Source organism: Burkholderia sp. WAC0059 (assembly GCF_002870125.1).
GTDB lineage: Bacteria > Pseudomonadota > Gammaproteobacteria > Burkholderiales > Burkholderiaceae > Paraburkholderia.
Genome location: NZ_PNEO01000007.1, coordinates 1 through 26,760 on the forward strand (window position 1 = coordinate 1; position 26,760 = coordinate 26,760).

27 protein-coding genes are annotated in these 26,760 nt (G+C 68.0%); 8 read left to right on the forward strand and 19 right to left on the reverse strand.

The features are described from left to right. The 5 genes from CY652_RS08730 to CY652_RS08755 form a co-directional block, all read right to left on the reverse strand. Nucleotides 1-1,252 (reverse strand): efflux RND transporter periplasmic adaptor subunit (locus CY652_RS08730; protein WP_102130326.1); only part of this gene is annotated, 1,252 nt, incomplete at its 3' end. 430 nt (nucleotides 1,253-1,682) lie between these two features. Continuing rightward, nucleotides 1,683-1,994: a putative quinol monooxygenase gene (locus tag CY652_RS08735; protein WP_102130327.1), complete on the reverse strand. Its 312-nt coding sequence runs from the start codon at nucleotides 1,992-1,994 to the stop codon at nucleotides 1,683-1,685. A 558-nt stretch (nucleotides 1,995-2,552) separates the two neighbouring features. Next, nucleotides 2,553-2,876 (reverse strand): DUF3861 domain-containing protein, encoded by a 324-nt coding sequence (locus CY652_RS08745; RefSeq protein ID WP_102130329.1) that lies wholly within the window; start codon nucleotides 2,874-2,876, stop codon nucleotides 2,553-2,555. A 31-nt stretch (nucleotides 2,877-2,907) separates the two neighbouring features. Then, nucleotides 2,908-3,126, reverse strand: a complete 219-nt coding sequence (locus CY652_RS08750) for a tautomerase family protein (protein ID WP_102130330.1) — start codon at nucleotides 3,124-3,126, stop codon at nucleotides 2,908-2,910. Nucleotides 3,127-3,186: 60 nt separating this feature from the next. After that, on the reverse strand, nucleotides 3,187-3,927 hold the full coding sequence (locus CY652_RS08755; protein ID WP_102130331.1) for an SDR family oxidoreductase: 741 nt from the start codon (nucleotides 3,925-3,927) through the stop codon (nucleotides 3,187-3,189). A gap of 205 nt (nucleotides 3,928-4,132) precedes the next feature. On the opposite strand from CY652_RS08755, the gene CY652_RS08760 reads away from it, so the two are divergent. Next, the gene (locus CY652_RS08760; protein ID WP_102130332.1) at nucleotides 4,133-5,056 is read left to right on the forward strand and encodes a LysR family transcriptional regulator; all 924 of its coding nucleotides are present in this window, start codon (nucleotides 4,133-4,135) and stop codon (nucleotides 5,054-5,056) included. A gap of 154 nt (nucleotides 5,057-5,210) precedes the next feature. Here CY652_RS08760 and CY652_RS08765 read toward each other — a convergent pair whose 3' ends face one another. Next, on the reverse strand, nucleotides 5,211-6,134 hold the full coding sequence (locus CY652_RS08765) for a LysR family transcriptional regulator (RefSeq protein ID WP_258002244.1): 924 nt from the start codon (nucleotides 6,132-6,134) through the stop codon (nucleotides 5,211-5,213). A gap of 156 nt (nucleotides 6,135-6,290) precedes the next feature. Between CY652_RS08765 and CY652_RS08770 the strand changes: the two genes are divergently transcribed. After that, nucleotides 6,291-6,683 (forward strand): tautomerase family protein, encoded by a 393-nt coding sequence (locus tag CY652_RS08770; RefSeq protein ID WP_102130501.1) that lies wholly within the window; start codon nucleotides 6,291-6,293, stop codon nucleotides 6,681-6,683. A 34-nt stretch (nucleotides 6,684-6,717) separates the two neighbouring features. On the opposite strand, the gene CY652_RS08775 is transcribed toward CY652_RS08770, so the two are convergent. After that, entirely contained in the window at nucleotides 6,718-7,413 is a 696-nt protein-coding gene (locus CY652_RS08775; RefSeq protein ID WP_102130333.1) for a FadR/GntR family transcriptional regulator, read from the reverse strand. A 131-nt stretch (nucleotides 7,414-7,544) separates the two neighbouring features. Between CY652_RS08775 and CY652_RS08780 the strand changes: the two genes are divergently transcribed. The 5 genes from CY652_RS08780 to CY652_RS08800 all read left to right on the forward strand — a co-directional run bounded on the left by CY652_RS08780 (nucleotide 7,545) and on the right by CY652_RS08800 (nucleotide 12,846). After that, on the forward strand, nucleotides 7,545-8,426 hold the full coding sequence (locus CY652_RS08780; RefSeq protein WP_102130334.1) for a fumarylacetoacetate hydrolase family protein: 882 nt from the start codon (nucleotides 7,545-7,547) through the stop codon (nucleotides 8,424-8,426). Nucleotides 8,427-8,629: 203 nt separating this feature from the next. Continuing rightward, on the forward strand, nucleotides 8,630-9,820 hold the full coding sequence (locus CY652_RS08785; protein WP_102130335.1) for a CaiB/BaiF CoA transferase family protein: 1,191 nt from the start codon (nucleotides 8,630-8,632) through the stop codon (nucleotides 9,818-9,820). A 10-nt stretch (nucleotides 9,821-9,830) separates the two neighbouring features. Next, nucleotides 9,831-10,805 carry a hydroxymethylglutaryl-CoA lyase gene (locus CY652_RS08790; RefSeq protein WP_102130336.1) on the forward strand — a complete coding sequence of 325 codons (975 nt, stop codon included), beginning with the start codon at nucleotides 9,831-9,833 and terminating at the stop codon, nucleotides 10,803-10,805. A gap of 1 nt (nucleotide 10,806) precedes the next feature. Continuing rightward, the gene (locus CY652_RS08795) at nucleotides 10,807-11,202 is read left to right on the forward strand and encodes a VOC family protein (RefSeq protein WP_102130337.1); all 396 of its coding nucleotides are present in this window, start codon (nucleotides 10,807-10,809) and stop codon (nucleotides 11,200-11,202) included. Between the two features lie 195 nt (nucleotides 11,203-11,397). Further along, nucleotides 11,398-12,846 (forward strand): MFS transporter, encoded by a 1,449-nt coding sequence (locus CY652_RS08800; protein WP_102130338.1) that lies wholly within the window; start codon nucleotides 11,398-11,400, stop codon nucleotides 12,844-12,846. 47 nt (nucleotides 12,847-12,893) lie between these two features. Here CY652_RS08800 and CY652_RS08805 read toward each other — a convergent pair whose 3' ends face one another. The 9 genes from CY652_RS08805 to fdnG all read right to left on the reverse strand — a co-directional run bounded on the left by CY652_RS08805 (nucleotide 12,894) and on the right by fdnG (nucleotide 23,894). Further along, nucleotides 12,894-13,811: a LysR family transcriptional regulator gene (locus CY652_RS08805; protein WP_102130339.1), complete on the reverse strand. Its 918-nt coding sequence runs from the start codon at nucleotides 13,809-13,811 to the stop codon at nucleotides 12,894-12,896. Between the two features lie 52 nt (nucleotides 13,812-13,863). Further along, nucleotides 13,864-14,151 (reverse strand): putative quinol monooxygenase, encoded by a 288-nt coding sequence (locus CY652_RS08810; protein ID WP_102130340.1) that lies wholly within the window; start codon nucleotides 14,149-14,151, stop codon nucleotides 13,864-13,866. A 135-nt stretch (nucleotides 14,152-14,286) separates the two neighbouring features. Then, nucleotides 14,287-14,940, reverse strand: coding sequence for an oxygen-insensitive NAD(P)H nitroreductase (gene nfsB, locus CY652_RS08815; RefSeq protein WP_102130502.1), 654 nt, complete (start codon nucleotides 14,938-14,940; stop codon nucleotides 14,287-14,289). A 111-nt stretch (nucleotides 14,941-15,051) separates the two neighbouring features. After that, entirely contained in the window at nucleotides 15,052-16,065 is a 1,014-nt protein-coding gene (locus CY652_RS08820; protein ID WP_102130341.1) for a zinc-binding alcohol dehydrogenase family protein, read from the reverse strand. Nucleotides 16,066-16,610: 545 nt separating this feature from the next. Further along, complete coding sequence (selA, locus tag CY652_RS08825; RefSeq protein ID WP_102130503.1) at nucleotides 16,611-18,044, reverse strand: L-seryl-tRNA(Sec) selenium transferase; 1,434 nt, start codon at nucleotides 18,042-18,044, stop codon at nucleotides 16,611-16,613. Nucleotides 18,045-18,189: 145 nt separating this feature from the next. Continuing rightward, nucleotides 18,190-19,122 carry a formate dehydrogenase accessory protein FdhE gene (gene fdhE / locus CY652_RS08830; RefSeq protein WP_102130504.1) on the reverse strand — a complete coding sequence of 311 codons (933 nt, stop codon included), beginning with the start codon at nucleotides 19,120-19,122 and terminating at the stop codon, nucleotides 18,190-18,192. Between the two features lie 113 nt (nucleotides 19,123-19,235). Next, nucleotides 19,236-19,862 (reverse strand): formate dehydrogenase subunit gamma, encoded by a 627-nt coding sequence (locus CY652_RS08835; RefSeq protein ID WP_102130342.1) that lies wholly within the window; start codon nucleotides 19,860-19,862, stop codon nucleotides 19,236-19,238. Next, a complete protein-coding gene (gene fdxH / locus CY652_RS08840; RefSeq protein WP_102130343.1) occupies nucleotides 19,852-20,808 on the reverse strand; it encodes a formate dehydrogenase subunit beta in 957 nt (318 codons plus the stop codon). The genes CY652_RS08835 and fdxH overlap by 11 nt, the downstream gene beginning before the upstream one ends. Nucleotides 20,809-20,822: 14 nt before the next feature. Continuing rightward, nucleotides 20,823-23,894: a formate dehydrogenase-N subunit alpha gene (fdnG, locus tag CY652_RS08845; protein ID WP_102130344.1), complete on the reverse strand. Its 3,072-nt coding sequence runs from the start codon at nucleotides 23,892-23,894 to the stop codon at nucleotides 20,823-20,825. A 523-nt stretch (nucleotides 23,895-24,417) separates the two neighbouring features. Between fdnG and CY652_RS08850 the strand changes: the two genes are divergently transcribed. Then, complete coding sequence (locus CY652_RS08850; protein ID WP_180970483.1) at nucleotides 24,418-24,624, forward strand: hypothetical protein; 207 nt, start codon at nucleotides 24,418-24,420, stop codon at nucleotides 24,622-24,624. Between the two features lie 99 nt (nucleotides 24,625-24,723). On the opposite strand, the gene CY652_RS08855 is transcribed toward CY652_RS08850, so the two are convergent. The 3 genes from CY652_RS08855 to CY652_RS24405 all read right to left on the reverse strand — a co-directional run bounded on the left by CY652_RS08855 (nucleotide 24,724) and on the right by CY652_RS24405 (nucleotide 26,209). Beyond that, nucleotides 24,724-24,984 carry a hypothetical protein gene (locus CY652_RS08855; protein WP_102130345.1) on the reverse strand — a complete coding sequence of 87 codons (261 nt, stop codon included), beginning with the start codon at nucleotides 24,982-24,984 and terminating at the stop codon, nucleotides 24,724-24,726. 350 nt (nucleotides 24,985-25,334) lie between these two features. Then, nucleotides 25,335-25,628, reverse strand: a complete 294-nt coding sequence (locus CY652_RS08865) for a DUF1488 domain-containing protein (RefSeq protein ID WP_102130506.1) — start codon at nucleotides 25,626-25,628, stop codon at nucleotides 25,335-25,337. 227 nt (nucleotides 25,629-25,855) lie between these two features. Continuing rightward, the gene (locus CY652_RS24405) at nucleotides 25,856-26,209 is read right to left on the reverse strand and encodes a hypothetical protein (RefSeq protein WP_180970485.1); all 354 of its coding nucleotides are present in this window, start codon (nucleotides 26,207-26,209) and stop codon (nucleotides 25,856-25,858) included. Nucleotides 26,210-26,760 lie beyond the last annotated feature (551 nt).

Consider the following 26,760-nt stretch of genomic DNA (forward strand, 5'->3'; position numbering starts at 1 on the left):
CGGCCGCGTCCGATGCGCGCGCGTGCCGGCGGTGGCCGCGAGCGCCGCTGCCCGCGGCCGGGCCCGACGCGTCGTCCGCGTCCGCCGCCGCGCCCGAGGCCGGCCGCGCGCCGGCGGCCCGGATGTGCGCGCCGTCGCTCAGGCGGTCGGTGCCGTCCGTGACGACGCGGTCGCCGACCGCAAGCCCGGAAGTAATGACCGTGTGCCGGCCGTCGCTCGGCCCGAGCACGACCTTGTGCACCGAGACGGTGTCGTCGGCATTGACGAGGTAGACGTAGTCGCCGGGCGCGCCCGTCAGCACGGCGGGCGTCGGCACGAGCACGGCGTTGTGCAGCGTGTCGACGAGCAGCTTCACGTTGACGAACTCGTTCGGGAACAGCGCTTCGTCGTCGTTGGGGAACGTCGCGCGCAGCGTGACCGTGCCGGTCGAGGTCGCCATCTGGTTGCTGATCGCGTAGAGCGTGCCGGTCGCGAGCTGCTTCGTGTTGTCGCTGTTGTAGGCGACGACGGACAGCTTCGCGCCCGAGTTGAAGCGCTGAAGCACGTTCGCGAGCGCGTTCTGCGGCACCGTGAATTCGATCGTGGTCGGCTTCATCGTCGTGATGACGGCGATGCCGGGCTGGCTCGACGCCGTGACGTAGTTGCCCGGATCGACGAGCTGCAGCCCGACCCGGCCCGACACCGGCGCCGTGATGTGGCAATACTCGAGGTCGAGCGTGTACTGCGCGATGCTGGCCTCGTCGGACTTGACGGCGGCCTCGTCCTGCTGGACGAGGAACTGCTGGTCGACGTAGGTCTGCTCGGCGATCGACTTGCTCTGGCTCAACTGCGCGTAGCGGGCGAGGTCGGAGCGCGCCTGGGCGAGCGAAGCCTGGTCTTTCGCGAGCTGCGCTTCGGCCTGCTGTTTGCTGATCTCGTACTGGCGCGGGTCGATCTGCGCGAGGAACTGCCCCTTCTCGACGTCCTGGCCTTCGCGGTAGCCGACCGCCGTCAGGTAGCCGCTCAACTGCGGCAGGACCGTCACCGTCGCGACCGGCGTCACCGTGCCGAGTTCGCTCAGCGTCTCGGGCATGTCGCCGGCAACCGCCGCGGCGACCGTCACCACCTGGGCCGGCGTGCCGCGATGCGGCGCCTTCCGGTTGAGCAGGTGGAAAACGACGAGCGCGATCACCGCAAGCAGCACGATGACGAAGATCCACCGCCGCGTTCGTTTCGGATGCGGTTTCGGCGCGTTCGCGGAAACGTCACTCATGCTGGGTTCCTCCGATCACGTGGGCCGGCACTGGACGGGCGGGATGGACTGGCGCAGCGCTCGCGCGGGATTGTCTGTCGGATAGCGACATGTGAGTTCAGGCAGTTGGGCGTCCCCGTCGACGACGGAGACCGGAATGACCAGGAGACGAACTGTATCCGAGCCCGGCCGGACTTTCGGTACAGGTATCTGACGGCAAATTTCAGTTTGTTACGGCAGGCGCTTGAGTAATATAACGTAACAGCTACGCCCCACTCCGTAACCGGGCGAGCCCGGCCGGCAAGGCGCGGCGGACGTTCGCCCGCCATGCCGGCGGATGGAAACGGCGACTCGCGACACCCCTCTCGCGCCTCCGATTCGGCAAAGACGAAAAGGTTGGCAGCCCCTGGCAACGTTGCCGCCCGGCGGGGCGATGCAAAAAACGCCGTGCTCAGGAGCAGGCCTGCAGCACGTTGATGACCCGGTTCGCGAGCAACGGCGCGGCATTGCGCCCGTATTCGGCCATGTGCGCCGAGGCGGCGTGCGCGCGCAACGCTTCCGCGCTTTCCCAGCGCTCGATGACCTTGAAGGTGTCCTCGCCGATCGGCGTCTGGTTTCCCCCGAAACCGGGCACGTCGACGACCGCCTCGTAGGCGATGCAGCCTTTTTCCGCGAGGACGGCGGGACGGTTCCGGTTGAACAGGGCAAGTACGGCGTCGCGCTGGCCGGGTTTGGCGGTGATCGTGGCAATGACATGAATCATCGGGGCATTCTCCTCCGTTGCGAAGACGGCATACGTAGCAGGGTGCAATCATAACCGCCTTCCGGCCTTCGAACATTTATGGTGTCGCGCCGACGCCAACGGCGCTCGCCGGGACCGGAGCACAGGCAGCAAAATCCTTGCCGGCGCGCAGCGCGAGGCCTTCCGCGTGCCATTCGACGCGCCCTCCGCGATCCGCTTCCGGAAAAATAAAAACCCCGCGAAAGGCCGGCCTCGCGGGGTTTCAATCTGCCGACAGCCAGGCTATGTATCGGCTGTGCGGTGGGCTGTATATCGCATGCCTTACCAATCAAAAATCCGGGGCGGATAATTTCCGCCTATGTCAAGCGACGAGGACGCTCTTGCCGCGCGCCCGGTTCGTCCCGATCGGCTCATGCGCCCGACGCAGCGTCGCCGCATCGACCTTCCCCGGCACCGGCCTCAGCGTCGTGCGCACGATCCCCTCGCCTATCAGATCTCGCGCGAGGCCCTCGCCCCCCGCGGATGCCGCGTCGACCGTGCCGCGCCGGCTGGGCGGCAACGGTCCGCGGTTCAGTCCGGTTAGTCCGAAGCGGGCGGAACCGACGGGGCGACCCGCGCTTTCAGGTCGCCGATGAACGCCCGGATCGCGGGCTCGACCCCGGCGAACAGCGGATCGCGACGATGCGCGAGCATCACGCCGCTGAACAGCTTGAGCCCGATCGCGAGGGCAGCCGCGTCGTCGGGCGGGAACGCCGTCCCCGCCCGGACCCGGTCCGCGATCGCGAGGATGTCGTCATGGCTCCAGACCTCGAACGCCAGCGGCGCGACGCCGTCCGACGGGCTCGCGTCCCCGTCCGCCCGCTCCACGCTGATCCGGAAGCGACAACCCGCTTTCTTCTGCATGAAAAACTCCTTCGTCTACGCGCGCGGCCGTCTATTTCGTCTGGCGCGTGATACCCATCTTCTCGAGCGTCAGCGTCTCGTCGGCGCGGCCCCAGCCGCCGTCGGCGACCTCTTCGACGAGCACCATCGAATACGGCCGGACGCTCTCGCCGAAATATTCGACGAACATCGCCGTCGTGCGATGGATGATTTCCTCCTTGCGGGCGTGATCGAGAATCCCTTCCGGGAATTTGTAGTTGGCAAACGGCATGACGCGCTCCTTCGGTTGAGTGTCGAGTGTTGCGTACGGCCTTCCAGGCCGGACCGGGATTCAGGCGAAGCCGCCGTTCACGCGCACGACCTGCGAATTGACCCATGCGCCGTCGGGCCCCGCGAGGAACGAGACGGCCGAGGCGATTTCCTCTGGCGTGCCGATGCGTTCGAGCGGCGCGAGCTTCGCGATCTGCGCGACCTGCTCGTCGGTCTTGCCGTTGAAGAACAGCTCGGTGGCCACGGGGCCGGGCGCGATCGCGTTGACGGTGATCTCGCGTCCGCGCAGCTCGTTCGCCAGCACGTGCACGAGCCCCTCGACGCCGGCCTTGCTCGCGATGTACGGCCCGTAGCCCGGAAACGATTTGGCGATCACGCTCGAGGAAAGCGCGATGATCCGGCCGCCCCGGCCCAGGTGGCGGGCCGCCTGCGCGAACACGAGGAAGGTGCCGCGCAGATTGGTGGCGATGGCGTTGTCGAACGCATCGAGGTGATGTTCGTCGATCGTCGCCATCGGCATGACGCCGGCGCTGTTGACGACCACGTCGAGGCGGCCGAAGGCGTCCAGCGTCGCGGAGAACAGGCGTTCGACGTCCTCCCGGCTGCCGACGTCGCCCTGGATCGCCACGGCCCGGCCGCCCGCGGCCTCGATGGCGGCGACGGTTTCCCGGGCCTTTTCCGCATTGCCGGCGTAATGGACGGCCACCGCGAAGCCGTCGGCGGCGAGACGCGCCGCGATAGCCCGGCCGATGCCGCGCGAGGCGCCGGTGACGATGGCGCTCTTCAGTGTAGGGTTGTTCATGAACCTGCTCTCCTTGTCAAAACGGGCAACGTCGCCCTCAGGTAGTAATTGTTCCCATTCGGCCGAGCCGGATAAAGACGCCGGCATTGGCAAGACAATTCAACCACTGCCAACAATCACCAGAAGTTCAGCCCTATAATTCAAAAAAACCGATTCGTCCCGACCCGGATTCGATCCGGACCCGTCCCATTTGCCGAGGGTCGCCATGGACCGCCTCGACGCGCTCCAGCTCTTCACCCGCATCGTCGAAACCGGCAGCTTCAGCCGGGCCGCCGACCTGCTCGACATTCCGCGCGCCACCGCCACCCATGCCATCAAGCAGCTCGAGGCGCGGCTCGGCGTCCGGCTTCTGGAGCGCACCACGCGCCAGGTGCGGCCGACGCTCGACGGCCAGGCCTTCTACGAGCGGTGCGTCCACGTGCTCGGCGAGCTCGACGACGCCGAATCCTCGCTGCGGCACGTGGCGGCCAACCCGCGCGGCGTGCTGCGCGTGGACATGCACGGCACCCACGCGACGCGAATCATCCTGCCGAACATCGACGATTTCCGCGGCCGCTACCCGGGCATCGATCTCGTCGTCAGCAGCGGCGACCGGCTCGTCGACCTCGTGCGCGAGGGCGTGGACTGCGTGATCCGCTCGGGCCGGCTGCGCGACTCGACGCTCGTGGCAAGGCCGCTCGCGACGATGCCCCAGGTGATCTGCGCGAGCCCCGGGTATCTGGCCCGCTTCGGCGCGCCGGGCCATCCCGACGACCTGCCGGCCGCGCAGGCGGTCCGGTTCTTCTCGAGCAGCGGCGGGCTCGACTATCCGTTCGAGGTGATCGTCGACGGCCAGCGCCGGACGTACCCGGTCAAGGGCGGGGTATCGGTCAACGACGCGGAGAATTACGTGATCTGCGCGCTGCGCGGCTGCGGGCTCATTCAACTGCCCCGCTTCCACGTCGAGGACCAACTGCGCGACGGGCAGCTCGTCGAGGTGCTCGGCGCATGGGCGAGCCCCGACATGCCGGTCACGGCGCTCTACCCCTACCGGCGGCAGTTGTCGCCGCGCGTGCGCGTGTTCGTGGAGTGGCTCGGCGAGCTCTACGGACAGAAATTCGGCCGGCTGCCGCGGGCCGAGGCGGCCTGAGACGGCACCCCTGGCGACCCGTTGGGAGACACCCTGGGCGAGACCTCTCAGGCCGCCCGGAACGGCCGGGCCCAGGCGGCCTGGCCGGCGGGCGAACCGCCCCGACCGTAGGCCATATCGCGCATATCGCCCATATCGCCGGCATCAGCCCGCATCACCCACGGCGGCTCCGGCGCGCCGCGCGAGGCCGCGCGAGCGACGACGACACAGCATCGGCCAGCACCTCGACGGCCCGCCGCAAATTGCCGACCGCATGCGGATGCGCGAGCCAGACGTCGATCGTCAGCGCGAAATCGCGGACGTCGACCACGGCGAGCCGCGACTTCCACGGGCTCGCCTCGAGCATTTCTCGCGGCACGAGGCCGAGGCCGAGCCCCGCCGAAACGAGCCGCATCTGCATGTCGCCGGCATGGGTGTCCACGCCCAGCCGCAACGGCGCGCCGGCCCCGGCCATCGCGCGCTCGAGCGCGGCCCGATATCCGCAGCCCTCGGGGTTCAGAATCCATTCGCAGTCCGCCAGCGACCGGATCGGCATTCTCCCCTTCACGAGCGGCTTGTCGCGGCTTTGCACGACCACCACGTTGAACGTCAGCATCCGCCGCGCCGCCAGCTCGTCGGGCAGCGGCGCGCCCGTCGCCAGCATCAGCACGGCGGCGTCGAGCGCGCCCGTTTCGAGCCTTCGCAGCAGGCCCGTGGTCCAGTCGGTCTGCCACCTCACGTCGAGCGCCGGGAACGCCGCCTTCATCGCCGTCACGGCATCGGGCAGCGCCATGTCGGCGACGACCTGCGGAAAACCGAAACGCAGCAGGCCCGACGGCGGCGCATCCTCGTTCGCGAGATGAAACAACTGCTCGAACCCGCGCAGCAGCGGAACGACCTGCCCGTAGATCCGGCTCGCCACGGCCGTCGGCTTCGGCGGTTTGGAGTTGCGGTCGAACAGCGCCGTGCCGAGTAGCGCCTCGAGACGCTGGATACGCTTCGAGACGGTCGACTGCGACACGCAGAGCCGGTCGGCCGCGCGCGTCAGCGAGGCATCGTCGACGACGGCGACGAACGATTTCAGCTCATCCAGCATCATTCCACTCGATCATGTTGATGATGAAAATTATGCGCTTGTAGAAACATCGTCCCTAGCCTACGCTCATCCCTGCTCGCGCGCCACCGCCAGCCGAAACGGCGCGCGCCGACCCTACCGGCGTAGCCGGCGGACCGCTTTCACCCCATGGAGACGAACATGCCGCTCGTGCGAATCAACCTCTCGAAAGACGCCTCGCCCGACGCCGTGCGCGCCATCGGCGATACGGTCTACGAAGCGATGATCGACGTCGCCAACGTGCCGCCGCACGACAAATTCCAGATCGTTTCGCGTCACGGCGCGGACGAGCTCGTCTACCCCGCCGAAGGCTACCTCGGCGTCACCTACACGCCGGGCATTGTCTTCATCCAGGTCACCTGGAACGCGGGACGCAGCATCGACGTCAAGAAGGCCTTCTACAAGGCCGTGGCGGACGGCATTCATGCGAAGGCCGGCATCCGCCGGGAGGACGTCTGGATCAGCCTCGTCGACGTCGCGCGCGAGAACTGGTCGTTCGGCAACGGCGAGATGCAGTACGCGCCGAAGGATTGAGCGCCCGCCGGGTCGGTGCCCGGTCGGTGCGGGGTCACTGCTCGAAGAGATTGCGCCGGATCTGCAGCAGATGCGAGCGCATCGTCGCGGTCGCGCTCTCGGCGTCGCGATCGCGCAGCGCCGCCACGATCTCGCGGTGCTGCGCCTCGTATTCGGCCCGGCGCGCCGGGCTCAGCGATTGCCGCTTCAATTGCCCCCACTCCGCGCGGGACCGCACCGCGTTGACGAGGTCGAGAATCTTGAGGAAGAACGCGTTGTGCGTCGCCTCGGCCAGCGCGCGATGCAGCTCGGCGTCCCACTGCTCGAAGTCTTCGAGCGACTGCGCCTGCTCGGTCTGCGCGAGGCATGCGTCCATTTTCAGGAAGTCGGAACGGGTCGCGTTGCGCACGATGAGCGCCGGCATCAGCGGCTCGATGAGCAGCCGCGCCTCCATCAGCTCGGCCGGACTCGTCTGCGACGAGGCGTCGTCGCCGGCAGCCGACGCGGTCGGACGGCGCACCGTCGCGGCCGCGGCCTGCACGAACGTGCCGCTGCCGACCGCCTTGCTCAGCAAACCACGGTTCGCGAATTCCTGCAGCACGCGCCGGACCGCCCCGCGAGACGTGCCGAATCTTTCGCTGAGCTCCCGCTCGGCGGGCAGCTTCATGCCCTCGCGCAGACGGCCGGCCGCCATTTCCTGCTGCAGATAGTTGGCGAGGGCCCGCGCCCCCGGCGCCCGCACCGCCGTCATTGTCTTGCCTCGTGCACGGCCACCCCCGATATAGACCAATTGGCCCCGATTATAGCGGGTTTCGCTGTTTCAGCAGGACCATATTGGTTATCATTTCCACCCTCACCCATTACCGCCACGGAGCGACAGCCATGCGCATTGCCACGATTCTCCAGAACGGCCGAAAGACGGTCGCCGTCGTCTCCGCCGACGCTGCCACGTTCTGGCCCGTCTCCGGTCTGGTACCGGGATTCGCCGGCGACATGGTCGAATTGGTACAACAATTCGATTCCATCCGAGACCGGCTCGAGCCTGTCACGCCGGGGCTGCCGCTCGCCGACGGCGCACTGCTCGCGCCGCTCGACCAGCCGCGCCGCAACGTCTTTTGCGTCGGCAAGAACTATTACGAGCACGCGGCGGAATTCCAGAAGTCGGGCTTCGACCACAGCGCGAAGGACGGCGAGCATGCGCCCGAGGCCCCGGTCGTGTTCACGAAGCCGGCCTCGGCCATCATCGGTCCCGGCGCGACGATTCCGCGCCACGCCGGCGTGACGAACCAGCTCGATTACGAGGCCGAGCTTGGCGTGGTGATCGGCCTCGCCGGGCGCGGCATCCGCAAGGCCGACGCGATGCGCCACGTGTTCGGCTACACGATCATCAACGACTTCACCGCGCGCGACCTCCAGAAGCTGCATCGCCAGTGGTTCATCGGCAAGTCGCTCGACGGCTTCTGCCCGATGGGGCCGTACATCGTCACGGCGGACGAGGTGGACGGACAGAACGTCGACGTGCGCTGCTGGGTGAACGGCGAGCTGCGCCAGCACGCTAACACCCGCCAACTGATTTTCGACATTCCGACGCTGATCGAAACGCTGTCGGCCGGGATCGAGCTGCAGCCCGGCGACGTCATCGCCACGGGCACGCCGGCCGGCGTCGGCATCGGCTTCAACCCGCCGCGCTTCCTCGACACGGGCGACGTCATCCGCATCGAGATCGAGGGCGTCGGCACGCTCGAGAACCGGGTCGGCACGTAAGACCGGCGTCGGGTCGCGCGCCGGACAGGCCCGACGCACCCGGCACATTCGGCGCCCCCCGGAAGGAGACTTTCCGGAACGGAAAGGGTCCTTGAGCATCCGTCGCTTATCGCCGCGGCCGGAATCGGCCAACATGGAGGCCCCGACGGATTCGAACCGCGGCATTCACGCGGCATTCCAACAGACAGGAAGGAGACAGAGTCATGAAGCGTCCTCTGGAGGGCGTCCGGGTGCTCGAAATGGGCCAGCTCATCGCGGGCCCGTTCGCCAGCAAGATGCTGGCGGAGTTCGGCGCCGACGTCGTCAAGATCGAACCGCCGGAAACCGGCGATCCGCTGCGCAAGTGGCGCCTGCTTCACGACGGCACCTCGGTCTGGTGGGCCGTCCAGTCGCGCAACAAGAAGTCGGTCACGCTCGACCTGCGCGCGCCCGAGGGGCAGGACGTCGCGCGCCGGCTGATCCGCGAAAGCGACGTGCTGATCGAGAACTTCCGCCCCGGCACGCTCGAGGAATGGGGGCTCGGCTGGGACGCGCTCAAGGAGATCAACCCCGGGCTCGTCATGCTACGCGTGTCGGGCTACGGGCAGACCGGCCCGTACCGCGACCGGGCCGGCTTCGGCGTCGTGGCCGAGGCCATGGGCGGCTTGCGGCACCTGAGCGGCGAGCCGGGCCGCACGCCGGTGCGCGTGGGCGTGTCCATCGGCGATTCGCTCGCGGCGCTGCACGGCGTCGTCGGCATCCTGCTGGCCCTGCGCCATCGGGACCAGCAGGGAGGCAAAGGCCAGGTGATCGACGTGGCGCTCTACGAAGCCGTCTTCAACATGATGGAGAGCCTGCTGCCCGAATACGCCGTGTCCGGCACGGTGCGGCAGCCGGCCGGCAGCAGCCTGCCCGGCATCGCGCCCACCAACGCCTACCGCTGCCGGGACGGCAAATACGCGCTGATCGCCGGCAACGGCGACAGCATCTTCCGCCGGCTGATGGAGCTGATCGGCCGGCCCGACCTCGGCGGCGACCCCGACCTCGCGCACAACGACGGGCGCGTGCGCCAGGTCGAGCGCATCGACACGGCCATCGGCGAGTGGGCGGCCCGGCACGCGCTCGACGACGTGCTCGCGGCGCTCAACGAGGCGCGCATTCCGGCGGGCAAGATCTACGACATCGCAGACATCGCGTCGGACCCGCACTACCGGGCGCGCGGCATGATCGTCGACGACGTGCTGCCCGACGGCACGCCGGTGCAGGTGCCGGGCATCGTGCCGAAAATGAGCGAAACCCCGGGCGGGATCTACGAAGCCGCCCCCGCGCTGGGCCAGCACACGGACGCGGTGCTCGACGCCCTCGGCATCGACGCGGCCACGCGCGCGGCATGGCGCGCGCGCGGCATCATCTAGGAGACACGGCATGTCCGGCAAAGGCAGGAAACTCTACATCCAGGAAGTCGCCACGCGCGACGGGTTCCAGAACGAGGCCCGATTCGTGGAGACGGACGACAAGATCGCCCTCGTCGACCGGCTGAGCCGGTGCGGCTACGCCAAGATCGAGGTCACGTCGTTCACCTCGCCGAAGGCGATTCCGGCGCTGCGCGACGCCGAGGAAGTCGTGCACCGCATCGAGCGCGTGCCCGGCGTCGTCTACACCGTGCTCGTGCCGAACGTGCGCGGCGCGGAGCGCGCGCTCTCTTGCGGCGTCGACGAGGTCAACCTCGTGATGTCGGTCAGCGAGAGCCACAACCGCACCAATCTGCGCATGACCCGCGAGCAGTCGTTCGCCCAGTTGCGCGACGTGATCGCCGTGGTCGCGTCGACGCCGGTGGCGATCAACGTGTCGCTCTCGACGGCGATGGGCTGCCCGATGGAAGGCGACGTGCCGGCCGCCGGGGTGCTGGACTGGATGCGGCGCTTCGCCGAACTCGGCGTGCGCGGCATCACGCTGTGCGACACGACGGGCATGGCCTTTCCCTCGCAGGTCGGCGCGCTCTGCCGCGCGGCGCGGGAGACCTTTCCCGGGCTCGAGCTCACGCTGCACTTCCACAACACGCGCGGCATGGCGCTCGCCAACACGCTCGCGGCGCTCGCCGCCGGCGTGGACCGCTTCGACTCGTCGCTCGGCGGCCTCGGCGGCTGCCCCTACGCGCCGGGCGCCACGGGCAACGTCTGCACGGAGGAGCTCGTCCACATGCTCGAACTCGACGGATACGACACCGGCGTGAATCTCGCCGCCGTGCTCGAGGCGTCGGCGCGGCTGCCCGCGTTGATCGGCCACGACGTGCCGAGCCAGTTGCTCAAGGCCGGCCGGCGGCTCGATCTGCATCCTGCGCCCGACTTCGCGGCCGCCGCCATGCCGGCGCAACGCGCCTTCGCCCAACCGGGAGCCTGACATGCCCCTGATCGACCACCTCGATCATCTCGTGCTGACCTGCGTCGACCCCGAGGCGACGAAGCGTTTCTACACCGAAGTCCTGCAGATGGAACCCGAAACGTTCGGCGCCGGCCGGCTGGCTTTCCGTTTCGGCAATCAGAAGATCAACCTGCACGTGCGCGGCGCCGAATTCGAGCCCAAGGCGCATGTGCCGGTGCCGGGCGCGCTCGACCTCTGCTTCATCGCCTCGGTCCCGCTCGACGACGTCATCGCGCATCTGAACCGGGTGAACTGGCCGATTGTCGAGGGGCCGGTCGAGCGCACGGGCGCCACGCAGAAAATCCGCTCCGTCTACGTGCGCGACCCGGACCTGAACCTGATCGAGATATCGGAGCCGCTGCGCGGCGCCCGATGAGGGCCGCCCGCTCCCCCCGCCCGGCCCCGACGATGCCGCCGCCGGGCGCGCCGCCGCTGCGGGATGCGAGCGCGCGGAGCCGCTCGCCCGGTTTGCGGCGAATACCCGACGCATAATGGTCGCCATCCCATGACGAACCGGGCGAAGACCCGCAAGCTGTCCCGCAGTACCCCTATATAAAATCCAGGAGACACCATGACTAGCAACCCGCTGAACCTGGGCGGCGAAGCGGCCGCCCACGCCGCGTCCGCTTCGTCCTCGCTATCCGCCCCGACCGCTCCCGCGAGCGCCCAAGGCCCGACGCTCAGCCGCTTCATGGACGACATGCCCGTCGGCGCGCTGCATCGCTTCGTCGTCTGGGTCGTCGGCATCGGGCTCTTCTTCGACATGTACGAGATCTTCCTCGTCAGCTCGATCGGCACCGCGCTGCAAAACGAATACGGCATCGACCGGCACAGCACGGACTTCAAGCTGCTGCTCGCGTCCGCGTTCATCGGCATGTTCTTCGGCTCGTGCTGCCTCGGCAGCCTCGCCGACCGCATCGGCCGCCGCCGCGCCTTCCTGTTCACGCTCGTGCTCTACAGCGGCTTCTCGCTCGTCGGCGCGTTCTCGACGAGTTCGGACATGCTCGTCGTGTGCCGCTTTCTCACCGGCGTCGGCGCGGGCGCGATCTACCCGGTCGCCGACAGCTTCCTGTCCGAAATCCTGCCGAAGGAACGGCGCGGCCGGCTGGCCGCCTGGGCCTACACCACGTCGTTCGTCGCCGTTCCGGCCGTGGGATTCCTGGCCGTCTGGCTCAATCCGATACACCTGGGCACCGTGGCGGGATGGCGCCTGATCCTCGCCATCGGCAGCCTCGGCGCGGTGTTCGTGCTGTTCGTGCAGCACCGCCTGCCGGAAAGCCCGCGCTGGCTGCTCGCCCAGGGCCGCGTCGAGGAAGCGCACGCCATGCTGCGCCGTTTCGCGCAAAGCGCGGGCGTTGCCGTGCCCGAACTTTCGCCCGACCCGCAACGGCAGGCGCCGCCCGGCCTGGGCGAGCGCATCGCCCTGCTGCGTCGGGCGCCCTATAACAGGCGCTACCTGATGCTCGTCGTGTTCCACCTGTTCCAGGCCTTCGGCTATTACGGCTTCGGCACGCTGGCCGCCACCGTGGTCAGAAGCCGGGGCATCGACGTGACCGACGGCACGTTCTTCGCCGCGATGTCGTTCCTCGGTTATCCCGTGGGCTCGCTGCTGTCGATCCCGTTGCTCAACTGGATCGAACGCCGCACGCTCGTGATCGTCTCCATTCTGTCGATCGCGGTTTTCGGCCTCGGCTTCGCCTACTCGAACAGCGCGACGCTCGTCATCGTCTGCGGCGTGCTGACGACCTGCGCCTCGAACGTGTTCAGCAACGCCTATCACGTCTACCAGGCCGAGATTTTCCCGGCGCAAGTGCGCTCGACCGCGATCGGCAGCACCTATTCGCTGTCGCGCTTCATGAGCGGCGCGTTGCCGTTCATCCTGCTGCCGGTCCTGAACGAGTACGGCGCCGGCGCCATGTTCGGCCTCGTTTCCGTCGTGCTCGCGGGCGTGGCGTCGGTCGTCCTCGCGCTCGGTCCGCGGACCACCCGGCGCAATCAGGACGAAATCAATCCGGTCTGAGTCCCGCGCGGCGGTAAGAAAACGGGCGACGGCCGGAGGCCCGCGCGTCAGGCGGCGGGCACCCCGGCCGTCGCCCCGGACAGGAAGTCGAACAGCCGTCCGGCCTCCGGGGTCAGCGCGCTCGCGTCGTGCGCGCCGACCCAGAGCGTGCGGATGGCCCACGGGTCCGCCAGCCGCACGATGCGCAGCCGCGTCGCGACGAGCTCGGGCCGCACGGCCGCGTGGGGCAGGATGCCGATGCCGAGCCCGGCCTCGATCATCCGGCAGATGCCGTCGAAACTCGAGACCTGAATCCGGAGCCTGAGCGGCAGCCCGGCCGCGAACGCCGCGTCGGTCATGCGCGCGAGCAGCGAGCTGCCGGAATTCAGGCCCACGTATTCTTCCTCGAGCGTCTGCGCGAAGGCCAGCCGCTCGTGACGCGCAAAACGATGCGACTGCGCAACGAGCAGCACGAGTTCGTCCTGACGGTAAAGCCGGCGCTCGATGCCGTGCGTGGGCACGTTGTCGGCGAACACGCCGAGATCGGCGCGCCCCGAGCGGACGGCCTCGACGATCTCGCCGCTCAGGCGCTCCTCGAGGCTGATCCGGATCGAGCGGTTCGCGTCGAGGAAATGGGAGAGATCGGCGGGCAGAAACTGGACGATCGACGACGTGTTCGCCCAGAGCCGCACGTGGCCCTTCACGCCGATCGCGTAATCGCCCATCTCGCTGGCCATGCTGTTGATCTCGTCGAGCACGCGGCTCGCATGCTGCTGCAGGCCGCGGCCGGCCGGCGTCAGCTCGACGCCGCGCGGCCGGCGGATCAGGAGCGCGCAGTCGGTGACGCTCTCGAGTTCGGCGATGCGCTTGCTGATCGCGGAAAGCGTCAGCCGGCCCCGCTCGGCGGCCTTCGTCAGGCTGCCGTGCTCGGCCACGAGGAGAAAGATCCTCAGCGACTGCAGATCGAAGTGGGTGGGATTGACCATGGCCGGAGCGCGCGACGCGCGGCGGGAGGCTGCGCCCGTCGTGTCGGGCGCGTCAGACGATCTTCGCAAGATCGAGGATGTCGAGCGACGCGCGGCCGTTCAGCACGCCCGAGAGCTGCCGGAACGCGGGCGCTTCGCTGTGGAGCTTCAACGCCTCCGCATCCTGCCACTGCTCGACCATCACGAACCGGCCCGGTTTCGACTGGTCGTGATGCAGTTCGTACTGAAGGCAGCCGGGCTCCTGGCGCACGACGGGCACGGCCGCTTCGAGCGTCTTCTGGACGACGTCCGCGTGGCCGGATTCGGCGGTAATCACGGCGACGATGAATTTGATAGCCATGGAAGTGGACTCGGTGAGAGGTTAACGATGCCCGGAAAGGGCCGTGCGCGCCGACTCGCGCCCGCCTTCGCCCGCAGGCGTATCGGCGGAAAGAACCACAAGAGGGAATCGGCGCGCCGGCCCTGCCCCGGAAAATCAGAGGTCGGTGAACACGACTTCGGCCGGCAGGCGCGACTTCGGCAGCGCCTTGTTGAAATCGCCTTCGCCGCTATAGCCGAGGCCGACGATGACGGCGCTCGTGAAGCCCTTCTGGCGCAGGCCCAGCTCCTCGTCGAGCGCTTTGGCGTCGAAGCCTTCCATCGGGCAGGCGTCCACGTCGAGCGTGGAGGCGCCGAGCAGCAGCGTGCCGAGCGCGAGGTAGACCTGCTTCTCCATCCAGTGCTGCGCGTCCTTCAGCTCGTAGCGGTGCACGTCCACGTAGGACTGTCGTGCCGTCTGCTGCCCCTTGCGCGCATCGGCGTTGACGAAGCGCCGGTCGTCGTCCTCCTGGCTGAGCAGGCCGGCCAGATGCGCGTCGTCCATCGCCGCGCGCGTACACAGCACGAACACGTGGGAGGCGTCGCGGATCTTCGGTTCGTTGTAGGCGAAACGTCCCTGCGCGGCCTTCGCGACGCGAGCCTTCGCCTCGTCGCTCGACGCAACGACGAAGTGCCACGGCTGCGAGTTCACCGACGACGGGCTGAAACGGATCAGTTCGCGCAGTTGCGCGATCGTTTCCTCGGGCACCTTGCGCGCGGGATCGAACGCCTTCGTGGTGTACCTTTTCTTCGCGTAGCTTGCAATATTCACAGCATTTACCTCGACAATCGATAAAAAGACCATGCGCCGCCCGACGACGGGCATGACGAAAAAGACCGGGGCGCCGTTCACGACACGGCCCCGGCAAAAAGACCAGCGGGTTCAGAATCCCTCGAGCACGATCTTGCCGCGCGCCCGGTTCGTCTCGATCAGCTCGTGCGCCCGGCGCAGCGTCGCCGCGTCGATCTTCCCCAGCACCTCCGTCAGCGTCGTGCGCACGACTCCCTCGTCGATCAGGTACGCCACGTCGTTCAGCAATTCGTGCTGGCGAATCTGGTCCGCCGTCGAGAACATCGAGCGCGTGTACATGAACTCCCAGTGCAGCGACACGCTCTTCCTCTTCAGCTTCCGGAAGTCGAACACCTCGGGGTCGTCGATCAGCGCCACGCTCCCCTGCGGGTTCACCGACGCCACGATCTCGTCGAAGTGATGATCCGTCTGGTTCAGGCTCGCGATGTAATCCACCCCCTCGAACCCGATCCGCTTCAGCTCCGCCGACAGCGGCTTCGAGTGGTCGATCACGTGATGCGCGCCCAGCTCCTTCACCCACTGCGTCGTCTCCGCCCGCGAGGCCGTCCCGATCACCGTCAGCCCCGTCAGCTTGCGCGCCAGTTGCACCAGGATCGAGCCCACCCCGCCCGCCGCCCCGATCACCAGCAGCGTCTTGCCCGTCGGCAGCGTCCCCTGCGGCGCCCCCAGCCGGTCGAACAGCAGCTCCCACGCCGTGATCGTCGTCAGCGGCAGCGCCGCCGCCTCCGCGAAGCCCAGCTTCTGCGGCATCCGCCCCACGATCCGTTCGTCCACCGCGTGCAGTTCGCTGTTCGTCCCCGGCCGCACCAGCGAACCCGCATACCACACCCCGTCGCCCGGCTTGAACAGCGTCACCGCCTTGCCCACCGAGCGCACCACCCCGCTCGCGTCCCAGCCCAGCACCCGCGCCTGACCGTCTTCCGGCGGCATGCCGCGGCGCACTTTCGTGTCCACCGGATTGACCGACACCGCGCGCACTTCCACCACGAGGTCGTGATCGCCCGCCACCGGCTCCGGCAACTCGAGGTCTTGCAGCGACTCCGCCTCGCCGATCGGCAGGCTCCGGTAATAACCAATTGCTTTCATGGTCCGTATCTCTGGCTTGATTGAGTAAAAGGATGGCGTCGACACGGCAGATCGGCAGGCGGCAGGGCAACCTGCCGGCGCCCTCGCATGCCCGGTCGAGCGTGCGCCGAACGACAGGGGAAAGGCCCGATCCCCGTTTCAGGACGACATTGAAAATCCCGCCCGACATCGCGCTTGCGTCCGCGTCGGCGCGTCGGCAGTTTTCAAAATTATCACGAAGGCGATTGTAGCGCTCGCACCCGCTCCGGCGCAGCGCGCCTCACCGCCGCGCCGTCGTCGGCCCGTCGCTGGCTTGCGCGCGGAGGGCGACCGGCACGGCCGGCCTGGACGAGGACGTGTTCGACGCGTTGATTCTCGTCGCGGCGAGCGGGATCGGCCCCGCCGCAATCGAGTGCGGCGCGTGCAGGTAGTTGACGCTCGGGATGGTCGCCGGCCGCCTGGACCGCCTTGGGCTACTCATCATGCCGCTCGGGTTCGCGCGCGGCCGGGCCGGGCGGCTGCCCGCTCAACACACGCGCGATTTCGCGCAACGCTTCGACGAACGATTACAGGCGCAACTGCGCGAGTTGCGCGACGAGCACCGCCTCGTCGCCAGCCTCGACGCAGCGCAGGTCGAGCCTCAGCGCATCGTCGGCGATGCGTCCGACGACGGGACGCGGCAACGCACGCAGCGCGCGCTCCAGCTTGCCCAGCGCGCGGCCGCTGCCGCCCGCGCGGCGCCCGGCGCCGGGATCGTGCCGCACGACGAGCCCGTAGCTCGGCAGCACGTCGACGGGCAGCGCGCCGCTGCCGATCTGGCTGAACATCGGTTCGACGCCGACGCGCCAGCCCTCGCCGAGCGCGCGCTGCAACACGGGCGACACGCGCATCGCCGCCGCCTGGATGTCGGCGCCCGGACGCGTCAGCAACCGCAGCGTGGTCAGCCGTTCGCGCAGGAATTCGGGCGCCCGATAGAGGCGCAGCACGGGCTCGAGCGCTGCGAGCGTGAGCTTGCCGACGCGCAGCGCGCGCTTGAGCGGATGCTTCCTGATCTTGCGGATCAGCTCCGCGCGCCCGACGATGAGGCCGGCCTGCGGACCGCCGAGCAGCTTGTCGCCGCTGAACGTCACGAGATCGGCGCCGGCCTCGACGGTCGCGCGCACGGTCGGCTCGGCGGGCAGCCCCCACTGCGCGAGATCGACGAGCGTGCCGCTGCCGAGGTCCACCGCCACGGGCAGCCCGCGCTCGCGCGCGAGCGGCGCGAGCTCGTCGAGCTCGACGCTCTTCGTGAATCCCGTGACCGCGTAATTGCTGCAATGGACCTTCATCAGCAAGGCGGTGCGCGGGCCGATCGCGTTCGCGTAGTCGTGCAGATGCGTGCGGTTGGTCGTGCCGACCTCGCGCAGCTTCGCGCCCGCTCGGCTCATGATGTCGGGAATCCGGAACGCGCCGCCGATCTCGACGAGCTCGCCGCGCGAGACGACCACCTCCTTGCCCGGCGCGAGCGCGGACAGCGCGAGCAGCACGGCCGCCGCGTTGTTGTTGACGACGGTCGCCGCTTCCGCGCCGGTCAGCTCGCAGACGAGCTCGTCGATGAGGTCGTCGCGGTCGCCGCGCTTGCCGGTCGCGAGATCGAATTCGAGGTTCGTCGGTTGCGTGAGCGCCTGCACGACCGCGCGCACCGCTTCGTCGGGCAGCAGCGCGCGGCCGAGATTCGTGTGCAGCACCGTGCCCGTCAGATTGAACACCGCGCGCACGCGGCTGCGGCCGCGCTCGTCGAGCACCCGCGAGGCGTCGGCCAGCACGCGTTCGACCGGGAATGCGCCATCGGCGCCCGCCGGCCCGTCCTCGCCGGCCGCCGCGGCGAACGTGCCGGCCTGCACCGCGCGCCGCCAGCCGTCGAGCGTCGAGCGAATCGCGGCCAGCACCTGCGTGCGCCCGTACTGCCCGATCAGCGGCTGCGCGGAGGCCGATGCGATCACGCGCTCGACCGACGGCATCTGCGCCAGCCGCGCGTTCAGCAACGACGACTCGTCCCGTTGCCCGGCGTTGCCTTCCGTCTCGTGTTGCGCCGTGTCGCTCACGTTGTCGTCGCTCCCCGCATGGTCGTCTCCTCGATGGTCCGCTTTCGCGTCGCGCGTCACGCTACGGCTCGCCCGGTACCTCGGGCCAGAGCAGCGGGTTCGGACTCGCGCGCCGATAACCGGCGTCGTTCATCAGCAAGTCGAGCGTGAGGCTCGCGAGATCGTCCGCGAGCGGCTCGAATGCGTAGTCTTTCTCGAGGTAGCCGATCTTGCGATAGGCCCGGCACTCGTCGCACGATTCCGCCTTCAGTGCGCCGCTACCGCCCTCGATCCCGTGATACGCAATACCCTTCGTCGAATCGCAATTCGTACACTTCACGCGCACCACGTGCGATTCGGTTCCGCACAGCCCACACTGGACGTAGCGATAGCCCTGATACGCGCCGCCGATCCGCACGACGCTCGCGACGGGCGCCGAGCCGCATACGGGGCAGATTCCCGGCGTGCCGACGTACGGCACGTCGCGCGCGTCGAGCCGGCTCGCGAGGTCGGTCCAGACGACCTGCAACGCGGCCATGACGAACGGCGCGCTCGCGGGCACGACTTCGGCGAAACGCTGCGCGAGCAGCGCGTCGGCCTGCGCATCGAGTGCTCCGGTGCTCGCCGCGCGCAGCGTGCCGAGCACGTTCGCGAGCGCCGGCGTCGCGGCGCCCGCCGCCTCGACTCGATCGAGCAGCCGGTGCAGCACGTCGCGCCACGCGGGATCGCGCCCGGACGACAACGCCGGGAGAACCGGCATCGAATGCCGCTGCGCCTGCTCGATGGCGGCGCGCTCGGGCATGCGTGCGTCGAAGTGCTCGAGCGCGCGCTGCTGCGCGTCGACGAGCACGGCCATCAGGCGCACATAGCCGCCGATCGGGTTGTGGTCTGCAAGCGACGCGAGCCGCGCGGCACGCGTTGCGAACAGCGTGCCGCGCGCAGGCAGCGTGATGCGGGGAATCGCGGTCGGGTCCTGCGACTGGATGGCTTCGGGATCGAGAATGCGCTGAGTAATAGCGACCTCCAGACGGATCTTCGGACGGAAAGCGGAAATGCCACGGCCGTTCCGGGCGAAGAGCAAAGGGCGAAAGACGGCGGCTCGCAGCGCGCCCGACGAAGCGTCGGGCGTTACTTGATGCTCTCGCGAAACCAGCGGCGATGATGCTTGCGCGCCCAGCCCAGCGTTACCGTGCCGCGCACCATCGCGCCGATCGAGCCCTTCACCCACAGCGCCGCGTAAATATGCACGATGATGCTCGTGATCAGCACGAACGCCGCCGCCGCATGAACGAGCGCCGCGGCCCGGATCACGAAAATCGGGAAGTACAGCGAAAAATACGCGCGCCAGATCACGATGCCGCTCACGAGCAGCAGCAAGAGGCACGCTACGAGCGTGAAGAATAGCAGCTTCTGTCCCGCGTTGTAGCGGCCGACTTCGGGCAGGTTGTCCTCGCGGTTCGCGAGCACGTCGTCGATCTGCGCGAGCCACTTGCGGTCGTTCGCGTCGAGCACGTTGTGGTGCCAGTAGCGGATCGTCATCACGAGGAACGACACGAACATCACGAGGCCGACGAACGGATGCAGGATGCGCATCCACTGGCCGCCGCCGAACAGGTTCGAGAGCCAGAACATCGCCGGATGGAACATCGCGAGCCCGGACAGCGCGAGCAGCACGAACGTGATCGCGGTGATCCAGTGGTTCGTGCGCTCGTTGGGCGAGTAGCGCACGATCAGCTTCGTCTCGTCATTTGACATGATGCGGCTCCTCGCGCTCGCTGGACGCTTTCCCAGCCCCGCCGTCGCGAATCTGCGCGGCGTCCCGTTCGGCCTCGGCCTCGTCTTCGGCACTCACTTCGTTCGGGCCGGTGCGCGTGTAATGGAAGAAACCCGCGAGCGCCGTGAGCGCCATGACGGCGAGCGCGAGCGGCTTCGCGATGCCTTTCCAGACCTGCACCATCGGACTGATGCGCGGGTCGTCGGGCAGCCCGTGGTACAGCGACGGTTTGTCCGCGTGATGCAGCACGTACATCACGTGCGTGCCGCCCACGCCCTGCGGATCGTACAGGCCGGCATGCGCGAAACCGCGCTCCTTCAGGTCGGCGATGCGGTCGTCGGCGGACAGCTTCATGTCTTCCTTCGTGCCGAACGTGATCGCGCCCGTCGGACAGGTCTTCACGCACGCGGGCTCCTGGCCGACCGCGACGCGGTCCGAGCACAGCGTGCACTTGTAGGCGCGGCTGTCGGTCTTCGAGATCCGCGGAATGTTGAACGGGCAGCCCGTCACGCAATAGCCGCAGCCGATGCAGTTTTCCTCGTGGAAATCGACGATGCCGTTCGTGTACTGGACGATCGCGCCCGGCGAGGGACAGGCCTTGAGACACCCGGGGTCCTCGCAGTGCATGCAGCCGTCCTTGCGGATCAGCCACTCCAGATCGCCGGCCGGGTTCTCGTATTCGGCGAAGCGCATCACCGTCCACGAGTGTTCGGTCAGGTCGCGCGGGTTGTCGTAGACGCCCGTGTTGATGCCCACCTCGTCGCGCAGATCGTTCCACTCCATGCACGCGGTCTGGCAGGCCTTGCAGCCGATGCACTTCGAGACGTCGATCAGTTTCGCGACGGTGCCGGTCACCGGCACGCGGTCCCCGGGCGGCGGCGTCGTCGTGGCCGACAGCCGCTTGATGTCGAGTGATTGCAGTGCCATCTCGTCGTGCCTCCTTAAGCCTTCTCGACCTTCACGAGGAACGCCTTGAACTCCGGCGTCTGCGAATTGCCGTCGCCGACGGGCGGCGTCAGCGTATTCGTCAGATACCCCGGTCTGGTCTGGCCGAGGAACCCCCAGTGCAGCGGCACGCCGACCACCTGCACCGTCTTGCCGTCGATCGTCAGCGGCTTGATCCGCTTCGTCACGACCGCGACCGCGACGATGTAGCCGCGGTTACTCGACACCTTCACGTTCTCGCCCGCGACCACGCCAACCTGCTTCGCCAGCTCCTCGCCGATCTCGACGAACTGCTGCGGCTGCACGATCGCGTTCAGTCGCGCGTGCTTGGTCCAGAAGTGGAAATGCTCGGTGATCCGGTAGGTCGTCGCGACGTGCGGGAACTCGCCGCCCGCCTTCGCGAACGACGACCAGTCGTCCGGGAACACGCGCGCGGCCGGGTTGCTCGTCGCGACCGGGTTCTTCGGATGCAGCGGGTTGTAGCCGAGCGGCGTCTCGAACGGCTCGTAATGCTCGGGGAACGGGCCTTCGTTCATCCCGTCGCGGGCGAAGAAGCGCGCCACGCCCTCGGGATTCATGATGAACGGGCCCATGTTCTGGTCCGGCGCCTCGTCGACCTTGTAGTCGGGAACGTCGGCCCCCGTCCACGCCTCGCCGTTCCACGCGATCAGCTTGCGGGTCGGGTCGAACGGCTTGCCCTGCAGGTCTGCCGAGGCGCGGTTGTACAGCACGCGCCGGTTCACGGGCCACGCCCAGGCCCAGTTCAGCGTCTGGCCGATGCCGGTCGGGTCGGCATTGTCGCGCCGGCCCATCTGGTTGCCCGCCTGGGTCCAGGCGCCGCAAAAGATCCAGCAGCCGCTCGACGTCGTGCCGTCCGCCTTCAGTTGCGCGAAGCCCGCGAGCTGTTCGCCCTGCTTCACGAGCACCTTCTTCGGATCGGCCGGGTCGGTCTGGTCGGCCAGCGCGCGGCCGTTGTACTCCATCGCGAGCTCTTCCGGCGTCGGGCTCTCCGGGTTCGAATACGGCCAGCTCAGCTTGACGATCGGGTCGGGATACGGGCCGCCGTCCTTCAGATAGGCGGCCTTCATGCGCAGATAAATACCCGACATGATCTCTAGGTCGCTTCTCGCCTCGCCCGGCGGCTCGGTGCCCTGCCAGTGCCATTGCAGCACGCGGCTCGAACTGACGAGCGAGCCGCGCTCCTCGGCGAAGCAGTTGGTCGGCAGGCGGAACACCTCGGTCTGGATCTGCGAAGCATCGACGTCGTTGTGCGGGCCGTAGTTCTTCCAGAACTCGGCCGTCTCGGTCGCGAGCGGGTCCATCACGACGAGCCACTTCAGCTTCGCGAGGCTCGCGGCCATCTTCGCCTTGTCCGGCGCCGACGCGATCACGTTGAAGCCCTGGCAGATGTAGCCGTTCATCTTGCCCTGGTGCATCAGTTCCTGCGCCTGCAGCAGGTCGTAGGACTTGTCGAGCTTGGGCAGGAAGTCGTAGCCCCAGTCGTTGTCCTTCGTCGCCGCGTCGCCCCACCACGACTTCATGAAGCTCACGAAGAACGCCTCGTAATGCTGCCAGTAGCTGAGCTGGTTCGGCCGCAGCGGCTGCAACGCCCGTGCCTTGATGTAGCCCCCGTAGTCCTGCTCGGCTTCCGAGGGTAGCGTCATGTAGCCCGGCAGCAGGTTCGACATCAGCCCGAGGTCCGTCAGGCCCTGGATGTTCGAGTGGCCGCGCAGCGCGTTCATCCCGCCGCCCGCGATGCCGATGTTGCCGAGCAGCAGTTGCACCATCGCGCCCGTGCGGATCATCTGCGAGCCGACCGAGTGATGGGTCCAGCCGAGCGCGTACATGATCGTGGCCGCGCGGCCCGGCACCGCCGTACCCGCGAGCATCTCGCAGACCTTCAGGAACTTGTCCCGCGGCGTGCCGCAGATCCGCTCGACCTCGTCGGCCGTGTAGCGCGAGTAGTGCTGCTTCATCAGGTTGTAGACGCAGCGCGGGTCCGCGAGCGTCGGGTCGGTCTTCACGTAGCCGTCATCGCCGTACTCGTAGTTCCACGTCGTCTTGACGTACGCGCGCTTCGCCGCGTCGTAGCCGGAGTAGATGCCGTCGTCGAACGCGAAGTCCTCGCGCACGATGAACGCGAAGTCCGTGTAGTTCCTGACGTACTCGTGCTGGATTCTGTCGTTCGACAGCAGATAGTTGATCACCCCGCCGAGGAACGCGATGTCCGAGCCCGGCCGGATGGGCGCGTAGAAATCGGCGACCGAGGCCGTGCGCGTATAGCGCGGATCGACCACGATCAGCTTCGCCTTGCGATGCGCCTTCGCCTCCGTGACCCACTTGAAACCGCACGGGTGCGCCTCGGCCGCGTTGCCGCCCATCACCAGGATCACGTCCGCGTTCTTGATGTCGACCCAATGGTTCGTCATCGCTCCACGGCCAAACGTCGGGGCAAGACCTGCCACCGTCGGACCGTGTCAGACACGCGCCTGGTTGTCGAATGCAAGCAGGCCCATGCTGCGGGCCACTTTGTGCGTGAGATAGCCGACTTCGTTGCTGCCCGCCGAGGCCGCCAGCATCCCGGTGGTCAGCCAGCGGTTGACGGTCTTGCCGTCGTCCGTCTTCGCGACGAAGTTCGCGTCGCGGTCTTCCTTCATCAACTGCGCGATACGGTCGAGCGCTTCGTCCCACGAAATGCGTCGCCACTCGTTCGAGCCGGCCGCGCGATGCTCGGGATACAGCAGGCGGCTCGGGCTGTGGATGAAGTCGATGAGGCTCGATCCCTTCGGGCACAGCGTGCCGCGGTTCACGGGGTGATCCGGGTCGCCTTCGATGTGGATGATGCTCGGCTGCGCGTTCTTCGCGCCGTCTCCGAGGCCGTACATGAGGATCCCGCAGCCGACGGAACAATAGGGGCAGGTGTTGCGGGTTTCGGTGGTTCGCGTCAGTTTGTACTGCCGGACTTCCGCAAGCGCGCTGTCGGGCGAGAAACCCATCAGCGCCAGGCTGGACCCTGCCAGCGTGCTTGCCGAAACCTTCAGGAACTGACGCCGGGACATCTGCAGCATGCTGGTCCTCGGCTCGGTGGGGTGATTGGCGTTTTCATTCTATACGACGTTTTTATAATCAGGTTTCCGTAGTGTACGGTCGACGCCGAATTTTCTTCCGACGTTCGAACTGAAGCCTCGCCGGAAAAATTCGGGCCGTCGGCACCGCATGCCGCCCCGCCGGAAAGCCGCTTCATGGCTCGGGTAGTTTTCTTTCCTGGCGTCCGGAAAGATTGCGCATCCGGGTAAATCCCGACCCGATCGAAATGCAAATGGCGCGGCCGAGCAATCCACTCAGGCGGATGTTTCGAAACGATCCGGTTCAACCCGCTCACCCGTTCGTGCCGCTTATCGGCATGTCGAAAGAATGACGGTCGACGCCTCGATCGCAGGCTTCGCGACGACGGCACGCGCGATGCGCCGTTCATGAGTCGCCGGGCTCGCCCATGCCGAAAGACGCGCGAGCCCGGCGTTGCGCGTTCGCGCCGCTTGCGGGACGGCGCGGGCGCGTGGTTCGCGGCGATCCCGCCAACGGAGAGCAATCATGAATCACCACGCAGGCCGTTCGCAAGACGAGCGCATCGCACAGCGCAAGCGCCAGAAACAGCCGTCGCAGGAACCGCCGGGCGGCGAAATGGCCGAGCACGGCACCGAGCCCGATGCCGAACACAGCAGCGGCCAGTTGTCCGAACGCGGCAAGGACGTCTGGCGTCAAGGCGCCGGCATCGACGGCGGTGGAAAAACGCAGTGAGTCGAGCACCGTCCCGCGACGACGCCGGTACTGCGCGGATTCCTATCGCTGCGATCGCTGCGGCTCGTCACCGGCCGGAGCGTTCGTCCGCCAGGTCGGTCAACGCCGTCCCGGCGGCTTGCCGGACTTCGCGTTCCGGTCCGCATGCGCGTCGTTTTGCGTGCGCTTCTGATAGTCGTCGCCGCCGCGCCGGTCGGTATCTTCCAGTCCGCGCTCGAGATCGTGATGCGCCTGGCGTCCGACCGAGCGTGGCTCCTGCTCCGGGCGCCGCGCGACAGGTTCGTCGCCTTCGTGACGCGGGCGCTTGCCGGTGCGCTCGCGCGCCGGCGGTTGCGGTTTCGGCTGGGGATGTTCGGTCATCGCATGCCTCCGTTGAGTTCGCGTGCAGCGGTAGCGCCCCGGAACGCGGAATGCGCGACGGCATGGCGCCTCGCCCGGAAAGGCGGCGACGCGCACGGACGCGGATAGCGTAGCCGCACGACGCCGGACGGTAACGCCGCGAGGAAAATCGCGGGAAAGACGAAGAGGGCCGCGGTGCCTGCGGCCATGCCGCCGAAACCGGACACCACGGCGATGATGGCGAGGGTGAAAAAAACGGCTGCGTATCGAAGCACGGTTTGAAACATGGGTTTTCTCCCGTTGCGGATTGAACGGTCCGACGTCTGCCCGCGCCATGAAGCTGGAGCCCTGCCGCGCCCGCACGGGAAGCCTCATTCGTCGACCAGGCGGAACTGTCCGCTATGCAGCACCACGCTGCCGCCCGTCTCGCGGATCGCGTCCTCGCATGCGGCGCGGATGCTCTCCCGGCCGCGTTCGAACGCGCCGCACAGCATGGCTTCGAGCGCCGAACGGGCGCCGAAGTGATCCTCGAGCGCCTCGACGGTAATCGCACAGACGACGGGCTCGCCGTCGAGATGGACGACGAAGCGCATCAGCATGCTCGCGCCGTCGAACACCGGCGACTCCTCAGGAAAATGCACCTGCATGACGGACTCCCTGTTCATGTTCGTCGACGTACGGACGATGGGCGATGGGCGATGCGCCGGCGCGAGACACGAAACCACTTCGGAGGCGGCGCCGGCGAACATCCTGCGTCCGCCGGCCTTCGCGCCGGTCGCCTCCGGGGCAAGCCGGGCGCCTTGCCGGCTGCAAAACCGGCACGCCCGAAGCCGGGCGCGATGCCGACGCTCAGGGCTGCATGCCGGGCTTGCCCCGCATGCCGCCCGTCGCGTCATTGCCCGGTGTTGTCGCGCTTCGAACTCGGCGGCACCGGCGCATGCGTCGAATCGCTGTTGCCGGACGTCGAGTTGGCCGGGTCCTGAGGCGCGGAATATTGCGTCGTGCCGCCCGCGCCGCCGTGCGTGACGCCCGGCGAGCCGTAGCCGCTGGTATCGCCGCCCGGGCTGGCGCTACCGCCGCCGGTGCCGACACCCGCGCCGCCGGGGCCGGTGCCGGCCGCGCTTCCCATGCCCTCGCCCGCGCCGCCGCCACCTCCACCGCCACCTGCCTGGGCAAACGCCACACTCGAACCCGAAAGTACCGTCGCCAACGCCAACGTCATCAGTTTCTTCATGGATCTACTCATCGTCGCTCTCCTTCTCAAGACGATTCCGTTCGTGGACACGGCACGCCGCCGGATGGGCCGACCGACGCGCCGCACGTGCATCGTCTTTCTCGCAAGCAGTGTGCCGCTCGCCGTAAAGAGAATGCGGGCGATTCGCGGGAACACCCGTTGCGGCACACCGCCCGGATCGTCGCATCCCGAATCGCCCCGACCGGAGGACTATGTCCGCATGAAGTCCCGTTCGTTCCGTTTCGAATCGCGCGCCTCAAGCACGCCTTGCATAACGCGACCGCCGCGCCGTCGTCGCGATTGCCGCGCAACGTTGCCCGGAGCCGCCCATGGATGAAACACCCGTGCGTTTCGCGCATCGTGGCGCGATGCCTATACGATTCTGACGGACCGTCCCGAATCAAACGGACAGTCGGCTGGATCTCGACGACGATCGCCGTGGTCGGGATCGAGGCCCTGGGTAAATCCGGTACGGGTTACACGGACGCGCACGCCGGCGCGCCGCGCACGACATCGGCCGGATCGGTCGCGCGATGCAGCGCGCCGTACGCCGCGTCGGTCGT